This is a genomic window from Haloarcula sp. CGMCC 1.6347, from assembly GCF_037078395.1.
Lineage (GTDB): Archaea > Halobacteriota > Halobacteria > Halobacteriales > Haloarculaceae > Haloarcula > Haloarcula amylolytica.
In genome coordinates this window covers 1-14,594 of the sequence record NZ_JAYMGX010000002.1, presented here as the reverse complement: position 1 = coordinate 14,594, position 14,594 = coordinate 1, and the positions used below count along the sequence as shown (strand labels likewise).

Sequence of the window (14,594 nt, the reverse complement as noted above, 5' to 3'; positions counted from 1 at the left end):
TATGCCGGTAGCGGTGACATAAATGAGTGGGTCCGCACCGGAGCTAGCCGAGTTCGAGGCGCTCGACGTACTGGATGACCGATTCCAGCGCCGGATTGGGGTAGTACTCGACAGTGTTGGCCGCTGTCTCGTACGAGAGAATTCCGAGGTCGTCCAGCCGCGGCAGGTGATTGTGTGCCAGCGACACGCCCACTTCGTCGCGTGATTTGGGGGTCGCTCTGGCCGGGATGGCCTTCTCGCGTTCGTAGACGCGGTCGACGAGGTCGTCGAGCGGGACCTCGGTTTCGGACCGGTCTTTCAGGTGATACAGGAGACTGCGTCGCCGCGGGGCGGAGATCAGTTCCAGAACTTGGTCAAACGAGTACGGTATCGGGATCGTTTCGGGTTCTTCCGGGTCGCCTTTCTTGACGCCGCCGGGTGGGGTGACGGTGTCCCGAAACGTCGGCGTCTCCTCCGTGTCTTTCGACGCTGTGACGGTCCAGCCGTGGTCCGGGAGGTACTCGTACACGACGTCATACAGCGGCCGAAACATCTCGATTGTCTCCTCCGCATGGGCCTCCGGGTCCATGTGGTGGTGGCCGGAGACGTCCATCTCGGCACATTGTCGGTTCAACGCAGTCACCAGCGCGATGACGCGGTCGCGTTCCCAGGATTCAAGCAGGCCAGTAAGCGAATGCAGGCACAGAAGCAGCGGTGCATCTGCCTGTTCCAGTCGACCGAGATGGCGAGAGACAGCCGCTCCGATGTCTATCGGCTCCACTGTCGAGGGAAGGGTATCAAGCGTCAATGAGGGAAATGCGCCAGACGCCGCTGCCTGCGAGTTAGCCGGTAACTCGCTGCCGGCGTCGACGATAATCGCCTCTTCGGGCATCTCGTCGTCGAGGTGCTGCTGCCACAGCGAGAGGCGGGAATCGGGGGACTCAGACACTGTGACACAGATGGCTTTCGAGACACTGACTCCTTGTTCAGTCAGGAATCCGGCACACCCCTCTCGTTCGGCGTCGCTCGAACCGCGTGCCAGTACCAATACGGACGCGGCCTCGCTCAGAGGCTGGTCCACTGTCCCACTCCCGGAGTTCATTGCGTACTGTATCGTATCAGGAACCATAAACCCATCAACAAATAAGCGTTCCCTTAATATATGGTAACATTCAATCGGGAACCGCTCGAAAATGAGACACTGTCCGGATCGACGCCCTTTGTGTGACCAGTTCTCAGGGCGTGTCCCGGACCGTCTCGATTCCGAGGATTTTTGCAGCACTACGGCGTATTACTTACTATGCCAATCATGTCGAGTAGCGACTTTTCTATCCACATCGAGGAGTGTGATGAGTTTGACGACGGGATGCCGATAAGTTCGCTTCCGGACGAGGTCACGTCCATCGACGACCTCGACTGTGAGTGCTGGAGCGGGTTCGAGTCGCTGGACGAAATCTAACGACGGGCTCTACGGTCTGGGTTGCCAGAAGGCAGCCTCGGTCGACCGATCTTCGAGCATCTCGCCGACGACCGTCTCCGCGCCGTGGATGAGCTTTTTGATGATGTATGCTGACGGCTGTCTCACCACTGCATAAAAGTAGCCGTAGCTAGGAATGTCTTGATTAACACACGTCTTCTGGGTCACCGATTCACTCCGGGCGACGTACTCGTCTCGAAGGCACTGCTCACGCTGGGCCGCCCGATCAGGCGTCCCAGTACGCCGGTTCGTTGCCGGGCTTCCACTTTATCGAACAGCCTCTGGACGGTTTTTCAGCGGCTGTAATCTGGTCGCCATCGAGCAACGTTTCGACGTGTGCGGCCATCTCCCGCTCGCTGGGTTCGTCGTCCGGGTTCGGCGCGTCGTCGAGGCGGCCGTGATACGCCAGTTTGAACGTCCCGCCGTCGTTGTGAAACAGGAACGGATCGGGGGTACAGCGGGCGCCGTACGCGGCCGCGACCTCCTGGGTCTTGTCGAACAGATACGCGTCGTACTGTATCTCGCCGCGCTCGACGAGTTCCTGCATCCGCTCGAAGGAGTCGTCGGGGTACTCCTCGGGGTCGTTGGCATTGATCCCGACGACAGCGAGGTCGTCGTACTCCGTCGCGAGCCGGTTTAGCTCGTCAATCTTCGCTTTCGCGTACGGACAATGGTTGCAGGTAAATACGACCAGTAGCGCGTCCCTGTCCGCGAAATCCGACAGTGAGTACGTCGCCCCGTCCGCTCCCGAGAGTTCGAACGGCGGTGCTTCGTCCCCACGCCCGAGCACGTCGGACTCCGAATCGAGTGAAACCATCGCTCCCTACTACGACTGTCGCCGCTAAAAGTCCACGGACGCGCTACACGGACTTCCGAGACGACCGCTTTTTGCTCAACTGTCCGCTTCTTCCGACGTCGCTGCCGCAGTATCGAAGGCTTTCGCTGCCTCGAACGCGGCGCTCCCGTCGTCAACGGAGAACAGCGTCTCTTTCCCCTCCGCTTCGTGTTTTTCCAGTAATCCGACCGTCACCAGTTCTTCGAGCGTCCCGTCGAGGTACAGCGTCTTCAGCGGCACACCGGCTGCTTCGCTCAAGGCCGTTTTCGTATACGTTTCGTCCGCATCGAGGCGGAGTATCGTGTCAATAACCGTCGCCGCCTTGTCGTGGTTCGCGATGTGTGCCCATCCCGTGTCAGAACCAGCCCGCTGGCCACCCTCTTCGAACATTAGTCGACACCTAACCGTCAGAGATATTAAAACTGTCTGGTGTATTTCCGACCGAATGGTGTGATGCTCTCTCACTATTGAGCAAGGCTTTTGTCCGCGTCACTCTCCTGGCACTGTATGAGCAGTCGCCGCGAGATACTCGACCTGCTACGGGAGAACGCTCGCTACACGACCGAGGACATCGCTCGGTTGACTGATTACTCCGAGAGCGAGGTAGCCGAGGCTATCGAGGAGTTCGAGGAGGCAGGTGTTATCCGCGGCTACGGGGCAGTCGTCGACTGGAACGCCGTCGAGACCGACGAGGAGCGCGTTCGCGCCACCGTCGAACTCAACGTCACGCTGGACCGTGAGACCAGCTACGACGACATCTCCGACCGGATCGCGAAGTTTCCGGAAGTGACTTCGCTTCGCCTCGTCAGCGGTGACTACGACTTCGATCTGGAGGTCGAGGGCGATTCGATGCGCGAAGTGTCGCATTTCATCAGCGACAAAATCGCGCCGATTCCCGAGATCACGCAGACGGTAACCCACTACATCATGGAGTCGTACAAGGAGCAGGGGATGGAGTTCGACGACCACGACGACGACGACCGCCTGTCCGTCTCACCATGACATTCGAAGCAGCGGACAGGGTCGACAGCGTGCCGCCCTCGGGTATCAGGCGGTTCTTCGAACTGGCCGAGGAGATGGACGACATCATCTCGCTCGGGGTCGGGGAACCGGACTTCTCGGCCCCATGGGCCGCCCGCGAAGCCGCTATCGCGTCGCTCGAACGCGGCCAGACATCATACACAGCCAACCGCGGGAAGCGGGAACTCCGGGACCGCATCGCGGACTACGAGGCGTCGACACACAATCTGCAGTACGACCCGGACGAGGAAATCCTCGTCACGGCGGGCGCGAGCGAGGGGCTCGACCTCGCCTTTCGGGCGCTGCTAAACCCCGGTGACTCGATCGCTATCGCCCAGCCCTGCTACGTCTCGTACATCCCTGGCGCGACGTTCGCCGGTATCGACGTTATCGACGTTCCGACACGCGCGGAAGACGAGTTCAAACTCACCCGAGAGGTGCTGGAATCGTCCGGTGCGGCCGAGGCCGACGCCCTCGTGTACTGCTACCCGAACAATCCGACCGGAGCGACGATGACGGCCGAGGAGATGGCGTCTGTCGCGGCCTTTTGCCGCGAAAACGATCTGCTCGTGTTCGCCGACGAGATCTACGCCGACCTCACGTACGAACACGACCACACGTCTATCGCTACCCTCCCTGGGATGCGTGAACGGACCGTCGTGTTCAACGGCTTCTCGAAGGCGTTCGCCATGACGGGGTTCAGACTCGGGTACGCGATGGCCCCGCCGGAGGCCATCGAGGCGATGAACCGTATCCATCAGTACTCGATGCTTTCGGCCCCGACGACGGCCCAGCACGCCGCTATCGAGGCGCTGGACAACTGCCGCGACGAGGTCACAGACATGGCCGCCCAGTACGACCGCCGACGGAAGTACGTCCTCACACGCTTCGAAGAGATGGGACTGGACTGCTTCCCGGCGGCTGGAGCCTTCTACGCGTTCCCGGAATGTCCATGGGACGATGCCGGCGAGTTCGCCGAGAGTCTGCTGCAAGAAAAGCGGGTCGCAGTCGTACCCGGAACTGCCTTTGGTGAGGGCGGGTCGGGCCACCTGCGAGTGTCGTACGCGACCGGTCTCGACGATCTCAAAGAAGCGATGGCCCGGATCGAATCGTTCCTTAATTGACAATTAATCTCGGCGAAACATTCAGTATGGTCCACTTACTACCGTAAGGAGACCGTGATACGAACAACCGGAACTTCTTTTTCATCGACATTTGGTGGGGATAAAGTTTTTTCCTGCCTAACTGGAGATGAATAACAATGGCTATCGATGATACTGGGGGAGGTGAGTCAGATCAGGTCAACGGTGGGGGGAACCTGACTGACGAGCCTGTACGGGTCGGCGAATACACATGGGACGATCTCCGGCGGGAGGTACACGATGGGGGGCGGTTCGACCGGAGCGTGTACCTCGGCTTCGAGCCGAGAGAACTCAGTCAGCGGCTCGAAGACGCGGCAAGTGCCGGTAAAACACTGCAAGCGCCGTTCGAGGAGTATCTCGACCCAACCACGACACCAGTCGCGAAAGACATCTACACATGGGAGCATTTCAAACAGGAGTACTATTACGAGGACGGCAGTCTCCCCCGTGACAGTGACGGCGAAGTCATCCCTTTCGACGAAAGTGAGTATCTGAACTTCGACCCCGAACACACGGAAAACAAGCTGTCCGCCGCCGAAGACATCGCCAGTGAACTGCACGAGTACGTCGACGAAAACACCGTCGACGTGAATCCGGAACTGGACGAAGACGAGTTCTTCTCGACACGAGACGGCCACACAACCGTCGTCAACCGCTACGACCTCGAAAAAGCCGTTCCCCAGTCGAAGAAATCTCACTTCAACGAACTGGAACGATACTGGGTCAACAAGCCCTACGCCTGCGTCATCATCTTCCACTCACGGAAAGAGAACGAGAAGAAGTACTACGTCATCGAGCCGTATCTCACCGATATCGAGATCGACCTCCGAGAGTTCCTCTCGGGCAAGCTCAAGACCGCGATCAAGTACTCCGAGGACGACGTGATCGTTCAGGGGACCGACGCCGACCGAGCACAGGTCATCCAGCGGGAGGCCGAACAACTCCTCTCGCGGTACGACCTCTACAACGGATCGGTCTCCAGTAGCGGTGAAGAAAGCGTTCTCGGGCAGGTCAAGGAACTGTTCGGACTGGACGAGGAAACACAAAGTGAAACCACGGGCCAACTTTCCGGCATTTCGACACGTCCTGAGCCGGCTATCCTCGAAGACGACGACCCGAAGCTGAACGAGTATCAGGTCGAGAAGCTGCTGTACATGCTCAAGCGGGACTTCGTCGGCTACGCGCGCATCGACGGCGTCAAACACGACATCAACGTCGAGGACATCTCCTGTGACGGATACAACTCCCGGGTGTTCGTCTATCACACCGACTACGAGCAGATTATTTCGAACGTCGAACACGGCGAGGGGGAACTCGACGACTTCGTCGTGAAACTCGCCCAGCGTTCCGGGAAGGGTATCTCGAAGCGCCAGCCCCAGGTCGACGCGACGCTGCCGGACGGGTCGCGTGCCCAGTTGACCCTGGGCCGGGAGGTGTCTGACCACGGGACGAACTACACCATCCGGCAGTTCAAGGACGTGCCCTTTACCCCGATCGACCTCATCAACTGGAACACCTTCTCGCTGGACGAGATGGCGTTCCTCTGGCTCTGTATCGAGAACAACAAGAGCCTGATCTTCGCCGGCGGTACTGCCTCGGGGAAGACGACGAGCCTGAACGCCGTCTCGCTGTTCATCCCGTCGAACTCCAAGATCGTCTCTATCGAGGACACGCGCGAGGTCGAATTGCCACAGCGGAACTGGGTGGCAAGCGTTACGCGCCCCTCCTTCGGTGAGGACGACAAGGGCGACGTCGACGAGTTCGACCTGCTGGAGGCCGCACTCCGTCAGCGCCCGGACTACATCGTCATGGGTGAGATCCGTGGTGAGGAAGGTCGGACGCTGTTCCAGGTCATGTCGACCGGCCACACCACCTACACCACGTTCCACGCCGACTCCGTCGGCGAGGTCATCAAGCGGTTCACGACCGAACCTATCAACGTCTCGAAAACGCTGTTTACAGCGCTCGACCTCGTGTCGATTCAGACCCAGACGCGGGTCGACGGCAACAAGGTCCGCCGGAACAAGTCCCTGACCGAAATCAACGAGTACTCCGCCGAGAACGACGAGATCAACGTCCGGGACGTCTACGAGTGGCGCGCCGAGACGGACGAGTACATCCAGATGGGGAACTCCAACACCCTCGAGGAGATCAAGTTCGACCGCGGGTGGACCCAGGATAAACTCGACGAGGAACTGTTCAAGCGCAAGGTCGTCCTCGCGTACCTCATCGAGAAGGGGCTGAACACCTACACGCAGGTCGCGGCGACCATCCAGGCGTTCATCAACGACCCCGACACCATTCTCACGCTCATCGCCAACGACCAGCTCGAACTGTCGCTCGAGGACCTCCGGGAGATGGAATCTGTCAAGATCGATATCGATCCGGAGAAAGAGGAGATGGTGCCCCGGCCGGACGCGCCGCCGGAGATGGTCGAGGAGACAAAGCAGGTGCTCGACAACGCACAGCCGCTGTTCAACACCTACAAGAGCCGTGAAACGCCGGACATCGTCTCGGCGCTGATGGACGATTCCGAGGAAAGCGCTGACGAAGACAGCATCGACTTCGGCCAGTTCGTTCCGAAGGCCGGAGCGGAGGCAGATAGCGAATGAGCCTCGACACACCGAGTCAGCAACAGGTGGGCAGCGGCGGTGCCCTCGGTGACACGTTCTACCCGGCGTACCAGATGGTGTTCGACGACGAGGGCGACTTCGTCAACAGCGTCGAGAACAAACTCGCGGAGGCCCGGATGGCCGACAACGTCGAGATGTTCCTCGCACGCGCGCTCGCGGTCGGTGTCATTGCGGGCCTCGCACTGTGGCTCGTCGGCACGTTCCTCGGCTATCTGCTGGTCCAGTTGCTGTTTGCCGGTGGGGAAGCGCCGACGCTCATCGGGATTCCGGTGTCTGAGAGCGTCTCAGAGATTCTGGCCGTGCTGAAACTCCCCTTCCTCGTCATCGTCACCGGCTTCGTCTTCGGTGCCATCGGGTTCGGTATCGGGTTCGGGTCGCTTGTCTCGATTCCGTATTTCCGTGCGAGCGCGCGCGAGCGCGAAATCAACGTCTTGTTGTCCGACTCGATCTCGTTCATGTACGCGCTGTCCGTGGGCGGGCTCAATCAACTCGAAATCCTGCAGTCGATGGGGCGGGCCGAAGACACGTACGGTGAGGTCGCACAGGAGTTCCAGTCTATCGTACTGGAGACGGAGTATTTCGACACGGACTACCGGACTGCAGTCCGGAACCAGGCGCTCCAGACACCGTCGGACGAGCTGTCGCAGTTCCTGACGGACATGCTCTCGATAATCAACTCCGGCGGGGACATGACCTCCTTCCTCGAAGACCAGAAGGAAAAGCACATGCGAACCGCCAGGCAGGAACAGGAGAAGATGCTGGAGACGCTGGAGCTGTTCGGCGAGATGTACATGACGCTCTCGCTGTTCCCGCTGCTTCTCATCATCATTCTGGTCATCATGTCGATGATGGGCAACGCACAGAAATCGCTCATCTACGGCACTGTGTACGGGTTGATTCCGCTAACCGGCCTGGGCTTTCTCGTCCTCGTCTCGACTGTGACACAGGACTCTATCGGGGACGGCTATCTGCGTTCGAGTCCCGGCGAGAAGGAACTCGTCGTGGATGAAGGTGTCGGCGTGTTCAACCTCGGACTCATCGAGAGCTACACGGGCACCTACAGCGTCTTCGACCGGATCAAGAGCCGGGAAGGGACTTACGAACTTCTCGGCATTCTCAAACGGCCTGACCTGTTCTTCCGTGACCATCCGCTGTTGGTGCTGTGGCTGACGGTGCCGCTGTCCATCCTCGCCATCGTCGCGGCTATCGTCATCGGCTGGGCTCCGTTATCGCTGGATGGGATGATCGCCGTCCCGGTCCGCTCGACGTTCTTCTGGGTGTACGTCCCGATGTACCTCAACTTCATCCCGCTGATGATCTTCTACGAGTGGAACCAGCGCTCGCGGAAGGCGATAATCGGGAAACTCTCGGAGAACCTCCGGAAACTCGCGTCGGCTAACGACACCGGGATGACGCTGCTGGAGTCAGTCAAAGTGGTCTCCGAGACGTCCTCCGGAAAGCTCTCAGAGGAGTTCGAGACCATTCACGCGAAGGTCAACTACGGGACGAGCCTGAAGGACGCGCTCCGGGAATTTAACAACAAGTACAACGTCCCGCGGCTGGCGCGGACGGTCAAGCTTATCGCGGAGGCACAGGAGGCCTCCAGCCAGATTCAGGACGTGCTCTCGACGGCCGCTCAGGCCTCGGAGAACCAGGACGACATTGAACGGGAGCGCAAGTCCCGAACGCGGATGCAGACGGTCATCATCCTGATGACCTACCTGACGCTTTTGGGCGTGATGGCGCTGCTAAAGACACAGTTCCTCGATGTGATGTCGGGGCTGGCGACGCAGGCCTCCGGGTCAAGCAGTTCGAGCGCGCCCGGCGGTGGGTTCGGTGGCAGTGTCGACACGGAACTGCTGTCGATGCTGTTCTTCCACGCGGTGACGCTGCAGGCGCTGTTGTCGTCGTTTATCGCCGGCTACATTCGGGAAGTGAAGCTCGTCGCCGGCGTAAAGTTCGCAGTCGTCCTGTCGACGATTGCACTGGTGGTGTGGATCGCCGTGGGATAGCGCCCCACTCGCGGTTCGACAGCGAACGTATCAGACAGAAAATAGGGTGTGTGGGACATGGATACAAGAGCACAAACACCGCAGGACTTCGCCGTAGGGGTGAGCGTCCTGCTCGTGACGATAATCGGGGTATTGGCCTTCGTACAGGGCAGCGCGGTCGGCGTGTACGAATCCCCAGACGTACAGCGTAACCAACCAATTGCGGACAGGGCGGGGACGTACCTCGTCGAAAACTACTCCGTCGACGGGACGCGAAACCTCATTCGCTACAACACGAGTGGTGGGATCAATGCGTCCCTCAACGCGGACACAGATCTCAGCGGTCTCAAGGAGAAAGCCGGACTCGACGTCGCGACAGAGCGCCGCGTGAACCCGCGGGTGAACGTAACGGTGGTCAACGCGTCATCGCTCAAAGCAGGGACACGGGACCCGGCAGTTGATGACCACGACCAGCGGCTCGCTTGGGGGCCCGATGTCGCCGACAGAGACAACGTCGCAACGACGTCTCGCGTGGTGAAACTGACCAACGCAACCGGCCAGTGCGATCCGGTCTGCTGGCTCGTCGTGAGGGTGTGGTAACGATGCGTGGCCAAGCCTACACGCTGGAAGGCGTTCTCGCGGCCATCGTCGTTGTGACGGCGACCGTCTACGGCCTGTCGGCAGTCGACACCGGCCCGTTCCAGACGGGTTCCCAGCAGCGGACAGCAGAACTGGAGAGTCGTGCGAGCGACACGCTATCACTGGCGGCAGAAACCGGAGCGCTGCACAACGCGACGGCGTGTTACAGCGTCGGAACGCCGACACTCAACGGCAATCAGACGGGCAGTTCCACCGAGTTCGAGATGATGTTGAACCAGACCTTCGACCGCCAGGGCGACCAATACAATCTATACTTCAGTTACTGGGACTCGGATTCGGACGCGCGCCAGACGACTATCGTCTCGCAGGAAACAGACGCAAACGTTGCTGACCGGCCAGCCGACGCAGCCGTCGCGACCGAAACGGTGACGCTGACCGACGATATGCCCGCTCGAATCGGCGACTGCAGCGGGACCGGACCGTCCCTCTCGACCGTCGACGGGTATTTCGCTCCCGACGCGGAGTCCGACTCTATCGTCTACAACGTCGTGGAGGTGCGTCTGGTCGTATGGTAGCCAACGAACGCGGACAACTGCTGTTGATCGGGGGTATTGCTGTCGCTATCGTCGTGTTCAGTACGATTCTGTTTGCCCACAGTCTCGCGGTCACTGACGGTATTACGACCACCGGAAGCGCGGATACCATCGAGCGCACGGCTGACCGCGAAGCCTCTGTCGAGCGCGATCTCAGACAACTCGCGGCCCAGACGCGGGGCGATGGCCTCGATGGATTCGAGGAGCGATACGAGTACGCGCTTCGGAACTACACGCGAACGCACAACCGGGTCGTCGCAAGCAGCGGCGGAACCTATCTCAACGCGACGCTGAACGAGTCGGCGTCGCTTGGTACCGAAGTCAATCAGACGGGCACGTCCTCCAAGTTCCAACGTCCAGACCCCTCGGGCGGGCCGCAGAACGACTGGCTAGTTGCGAATGATGTCTCTCGCGTTGCGGTGTTCAATCTCACTGCGGACGTCGTCGGCGGCTCGATGAATACCTTCACTGTCGTCATTCGAAACGGCTCTGAGGACATGAAACTGTCAGTTGAGCCGAGTACAATTGATAGTGGAAACAACGTCACGGTCGACGGCAAAACGCAGTGTCACGGCAACGGAGACGTCAACGTCGACCTTGTCGCTGGGTCATGCACTGTCGGAAGTAACAGCAGTTCTTTCGATAGCTATCACAGCCTTGACCCCCCGTACTCAGTTGAAATAAAGAACGGAAATAAGGCCGAAGGGCGGTACCAGTTTGCGGCAGTCGGGACGTTCCCGTCCTCGAACTATGCCTCTCCAGTTGCTCGTGTCAACTATCCAGTCGTCCCTGCCATCGACATGACTTACGACACACCGTCTGCGAGCTACAACCGAACAGTACTGGTGGAGGTGAACGACGGATGAGCCTCACCCGTTTCCTGTTTGACAGCCGTGGTGTCTCGCCGGCGGTCACGCAGGCACTCACTATCGGTATCACGTCGCTGCTGGTGACCGGCCTCCTCATCGGCGGGAGCCAGATGGTCGACTCACAGCGTGAGCGAGTGACTGAAGAAGCTCTAGAGAACGTTGGCGATGGTATCGCGCGCGACCTGATCCGCTTGGATGCGTTCGACACTGCCACTCTCAACTCGACAGTATCGTTCCGTGCGATGTATCCCGAGCGCATCGCTGATCAGTCGTACAACGTCGAGGTCTCTCCTGATACTTCACGCACGCGTGTGTACGTGAACGCATCAGGACTGAATCGGTATGCTGTCGTCCGATTCGAGAACGAAACTAATGTCTGCCCATCTGTCGTCTCCAGTGGGCCTCTGGCTGTATCGTACAACCGGACTGCCGGCTGTATGGAGGTGACTCGCGGATGACTTCGCCGCTGTCAAGCCAAAGCGGTCACGACCGTGGTGTGTCCGACCTGCTCGCGTTTACGCTCACGTTCAGTATCATCATTACTGGGATTGCGCTGGTGACGCTTGGTGGGCTTGGGGCGTTCGATGCCATCCAACAGGGGGCGACAACCGATGTCGCAGAAACGTCGATGGTCGGGTTCGCGGAAACCACGGGCGACCACATTCAGGGCGACGCTCCACGACGGACCACGAGTATGAAACTCCAGGGTCACGGACTCTCCATCCGATCGTCGACGCTTAACGTAACTGTCGACGGACAGTCAACGAATATTTCGACCGGAGCGTTCGTTCGGGAGACTGATTCGGGGACTGATATCGTCTACACCAGCGGTGCAGTGTACCGGGTTCAGCAGGAGGGGCTGGTCGTTTCACGGAAACCCCGCTTCCGGTGTAGCCCCGGAAGTGACAGTGTCTACATCTCTGCCCTTTCGCTCGACGGACAGACGGATTTCTCGTCGTCGAACCGCGTCACAATCGAGACCGCTATCCAGAACAAGACGCTTATTTCGCCACAGGCTGGCAAGTCACCGTCCGCGACAACCGTCTCGATCAACGTCTCGGAGACTGCATATCCGGATGCATGGCACCGCCTGTTCGAGCAGGAACTGTCGAACTGGTCGGGCCACTCGGAACCACACACCTACCAGTGTACTGGTGTCAGCCGCGCTGTCGTCCACAATACGACGGTCGATATCCGTACTATCACCTAAGGCCTCTGCCTGCAGTGCATAGATCCGTTGCTGTCAGACTCAGTTCTGGACGGCGAGAAAACCGTTATGCAGCAGTCATCAGCGCTGCGATGAATGACCACTCCGTCCCGCTGTTTGCTTCTTCTTGTTTCGCCATAGCCGCAGTCTTGTCTCGTGGGTGCTTCCAGTTCATTACGGCCATAGGTATGTGCTCAGCAGGTATGAAGTGTTCGAATACTAATATATTGTCGTGGTCTTTCATGATTGAGAGCGCTTCGCAGGTCAGTAGCACCTCAATTCTCTTTAGCCGCTAATGAAGGAAGAGTCACATAGTGGCAATTCTCTGTTTTGTTCGATATTAGGGTGGAAAACAGAATATTACGATCCGTAGGCGGAACTCGTGATACAGGCGCTCATACGCCGGTAAACGGCTCTATCTTTGCATCTGAGATTGGGTAGAGTCGTATCCGAACGGTAGCGGCATGTGAGCCGTTGGCAAGGTAGTACTATTACCCTCCACTCCATAAGATTGGACACTAATGAAGAAGCAAGAACTCATTCACCTTCACAGCCTTCTCGCGCAGGTACAACACCACTACGAGCACGAAGCGGACACGAGCGTCGAGCACGATCTGTACGCTGATCTCGGTGTCAAACCGACATCGATCCACAAATCGAAGACTGACCACAAGGAAGCAGTGTTTGCGCTCGCTTCCGGACTGACGGATTCGATGGCCGAGGAAGCCGACGAACCACAGGCGCTGACTGCCGACTGAATCGACGTCCTGTCGTCAGTTCGTTTTCACCGTTCACTATTTCCAGTAGCTATCGGCAAGCTCCTGCCGTGGCACGGCCGCTATGTCGGCCGCATGGTACACGCTATCCCGCCTCTCAAACGACTTATACGGGAGGACACTGTATTTATATTGTGAGCGACGATTCAGGGCGGCGGAATCTCCGCATGCCTACAAACGACGAGATGTTTGCAGTGGTAACAGAGCACCTTGGCGGGAACCACGTCCGCATTCGCTGTGAGGACGGCGAAACCCGACTCGGACGGATACCGGGCCGGATGAAGTTCCGAACCTGGATTAACGAGGACGACATCGTTCTCGCCGAACCGTGGGACTGGCAAGACGAGAAGGCCAACATCGAATGGCGCTACAAGGGGCAAGACGCTGATCAGCTCCGTGCCGAAGGCCACATCGACTCGCTGACCGCCTAATTTTACCACTGTACCGCGTCCTGGTTCACGACGACGGTGAGATAGTTCTCTGCTGTGACCAGCAATTGTCGCTGGTCTGACTGCTTGCTTGTCGAGTGTCCCGACCCTTGCTCCGTCTTAGCTCCCGGCACACTACAGTCGTCTACCGTCGAGTTCCTACTACTCCCAATTGATATATAATGGCTGGCTGGAACTCGGTCACTGAACCGCATGTCAGGATCCGAGAACGAATACACGTTGGATCACCGACACCCGGATGCTGTCTTGCGGTTATGCGTGTCACGGCATCACGTTACGTATGCGTCGTGTGTGTTCTACACAGGGCGGTCGTGAGACGATCCATTTATATGTTCCCCCGTCTTCTGAACTAATGCGAAGGTCGCACCGGGCAGCGAGCCCGGGTCGACACGCTCGGCCGGCCACCTGGGTCGGTGCGGGTTACGAGAGGATCTCGTCTTCCCCTTCTGGGGCCGGCGAGATCCACCCCATGAGGATTCCACCCCTGCGGTCCGCCGTCAAGATGGAATCTGATGTGAGCCCACGGACCCATGCAGTAGTCAACATTGGTGTAGGAACCAATGTGTTTGCTTCCGACGGAGTGCAACCACTTCCGCCGCTGATGTATATCAGCACATTCCGGTTGATCCTGCCGGAGGCCATTGCTATCGGAGTCCGATTTAGCCATGCTAGTTGCACGAGTTCAGACTCGTAGCATATAGCTCAGTAACACGTGGCCAAACTACCCTACAGACCGCGATAACCTCGGGAAACTGAGGCCAATAGCGGATATAACTCTCAGACTGGAGTGTCGAGAGTTAGAAACGTTCCGGCGCTGTAGGATGTGGCTGCGGCCGATTAGGTAGATGGTGGGGTAACGGCCCACCATGCCGATAATCGGTACAGGTTGTGAGAGCAAGAGCCTGGAGACGGTATCTGAGACAAGATACCGGGCCCTACGGGGCGCAGCAGGCGCGAAACCTTTACACTGCACGACAGTGCGATAGGGGGACTCCGAGTGTGAGGGCATATAGCCCTCGCTTT

The 14,594-nt window shown here is 58.8% G+C and carries 16 protein-coding genes and 1 rRNA gene; 13 read left to right on the top strand and 4 right to left on the bottom strand.

Annotated elements, in window-relative coordinates:
* Nucleotides 1-43 precede the first annotated feature (43 nt).
* Nucleotides 44-1,081, bottom strand: coding sequence for a DUF7504 family protein (locus VI340_RS08365; RefSeq protein ID WP_008313362.1), 1,038 nt, complete (start codon nucleotides 1,079-1,081; stop codon nucleotides 44-46).
* Between the two features lie 198 nt (nucleotides 1,082-1,279).
* Here VI340_RS08365 and VI340_RS08360 point away from each other — a divergent pair, with 198 nt between their 5' ends.
* On the top strand, nucleotides 1,280-1,438 hold the full coding sequence (locus VI340_RS08360; RefSeq protein WP_014040640.1) for a hypothetical protein: 159 nt from the start codon (nucleotides 1,280-1,282) through the stop codon (nucleotides 1,436-1,438).
* A 244-nt stretch (nucleotides 1,439-1,682) separates the two neighbouring features.
* On the opposite strand, the gene VI340_RS08355 is transcribed toward VI340_RS08360, so the two are convergent.
* On the bottom strand, nucleotides 1,683-2,273 hold the full coding sequence (locus VI340_RS08355; protein WP_008313369.1) for a thioredoxin family protein: 591 nt from the start codon (nucleotides 2,271-2,273) through the stop codon (nucleotides 1,683-1,685).
* A gap of 75 nt (nucleotides 2,274-2,348) precedes the next feature.
* Nucleotides 2,349-2,681: a hypothetical protein gene (locus VI340_RS08350; RefSeq protein ID WP_008313371.1), complete on the bottom strand. Its 333-nt coding sequence runs from the start codon at nucleotides 2,679-2,681 to the stop codon at nucleotides 2,349-2,351.
* A gap of 117 nt (nucleotides 2,682-2,798) precedes the next feature.
* On the opposite strand from VI340_RS08350, the gene VI340_RS08345 reads away from it, so the two are divergent.
* The 9 genes from VI340_RS08345 to VI340_RS08305 all read left to right on the top strand — a co-directional run bounded on the left by VI340_RS08345 (nucleotide 2,799) and on the right by VI340_RS08305 (nucleotide 12,349).
* Nucleotides 2,799-3,293: an Lrp/AsnC family transcriptional regulator gene (locus tag VI340_RS08345; RefSeq protein ID WP_008313373.1), complete on the top strand. Its 495-nt coding sequence runs from the start codon at nucleotides 2,799-2,801 to the stop codon at nucleotides 3,291-3,293.
* A complete protein-coding gene (locus tag VI340_RS08340) occupies nucleotides 3,290-4,435 on the top strand; it encodes a pyridoxal phosphate-dependent aminotransferase (protein WP_008313375.1) in 1,146 nt (381 codons plus the stop codon). Before VI340_RS08345 ends, VI340_RS08340 begins: the two co-directional genes overlap by 4 nt.
* Before the next feature lie 137 nt (nucleotides 4,436-4,572).
* The gene (locus VI340_RS08335) at nucleotides 4,573-7,065 is read left to right on the top strand and encodes a type II/IV secretion system ATPase subunit (RefSeq protein ID WP_336358189.1); all 2,493 of its coding nucleotides are present in this window, start codon (nucleotides 4,573-4,575) and stop codon (nucleotides 7,063-7,065) included.
* Nucleotides 7,062-9,098, top strand: a complete 2,037-nt coding sequence (locus VI340_RS08330) for a type II secretion system F family protein (RefSeq protein ID WP_336331181.1) — start codon at nucleotides 7,062-7,064, stop codon at nucleotides 9,096-9,098. The genes VI340_RS08335 and VI340_RS08330 overlap by 4 nt, the downstream gene beginning before the upstream one ends.
* A gap of 57 nt (nucleotides 9,099-9,155) precedes the next feature.
* Nucleotides 9,156-9,677, top strand: coding sequence for a DUF7287 family protein (locus tag VI340_RS08325; protein WP_044951885.1), 522 nt, complete (start codon nucleotides 9,156-9,158; stop codon nucleotides 9,675-9,677).
* Between the two features lie 2 nt (nucleotides 9,678-9,679).
* A complete protein-coding gene (locus VI340_RS08320; protein ID WP_336331182.1) occupies nucleotides 9,680-10,252 on the top strand; it encodes a DUF7288 family protein in 573 nt (190 codons plus the stop codon).
* Nucleotides 10,246-11,136 carry a hypothetical protein gene (locus VI340_RS08315; protein ID WP_336331183.1) on the top strand — a complete coding sequence of 297 codons (891 nt, stop codon included), beginning with the start codon at nucleotides 10,246-10,248 and terminating at the stop codon, nucleotides 11,134-11,136. Before VI340_RS08320 ends, VI340_RS08315 begins: the two co-directional genes overlap by 7 nt.
* Entirely contained in the window at nucleotides 11,133-11,597 is a 465-nt protein-coding gene (locus VI340_RS08310; RefSeq protein ID WP_008313388.1) for a DUF7266 family protein, read from the top strand. The genes VI340_RS08315 and VI340_RS08310 overlap by 4 nt, the downstream gene beginning before the upstream one ends.
* Complete coding sequence (locus tag VI340_RS08305; protein WP_049943110.1) at nucleotides 11,594-12,349, top strand: DUF7289 family protein; 756 nt, start codon at nucleotides 11,594-11,596, stop codon at nucleotides 12,347-12,349. The genes VI340_RS08310 and VI340_RS08305 overlap by 4 nt, the downstream gene beginning before the upstream one ends.
* A gap of 64 nt (nucleotides 12,350-12,413) precedes the next feature.
* On the opposite strand, the gene VI340_RS08300 is transcribed toward VI340_RS08305, so the two are convergent.
* Complete coding sequence (locus VI340_RS08300) at nucleotides 12,414-12,590, bottom strand: hypothetical protein (protein WP_008313392.1); 177 nt, start codon at nucleotides 12,588-12,590, stop codon at nucleotides 12,414-12,416.
* Between the two features lie 277 nt (nucleotides 12,591-12,867).
* On the opposite strand from VI340_RS08300, the gene VI340_RS08295 reads away from it, so the two are divergent.
* The 3 genes from VI340_RS08295 to VI340_RS08285 form a co-directional block, all read left to right on the top strand.
* A complete protein-coding gene (locus VI340_RS08295; protein ID WP_008313394.1) occupies nucleotides 12,868-13,104 on the top strand; it encodes a UPF0058 family protein in 237 nt (78 codons plus the stop codon).
* Between the two features lie 152 nt (nucleotides 13,105-13,256).
* Entirely contained in the window at nucleotides 13,257-13,553 is a 297-nt protein-coding gene (locus tag VI340_RS08290; RefSeq protein WP_044951882.1) for a translation initiation factor eIF-1A, read from the top strand.
* Nucleotides 13,554-14,186: 633 nt separating this feature from the next.
* Nucleotides 14,187-14,594: ribosomal RNA gene (locus VI340_RS08285) — 16S ribosomal RNA — on the top strand; the annotation flags it as partial.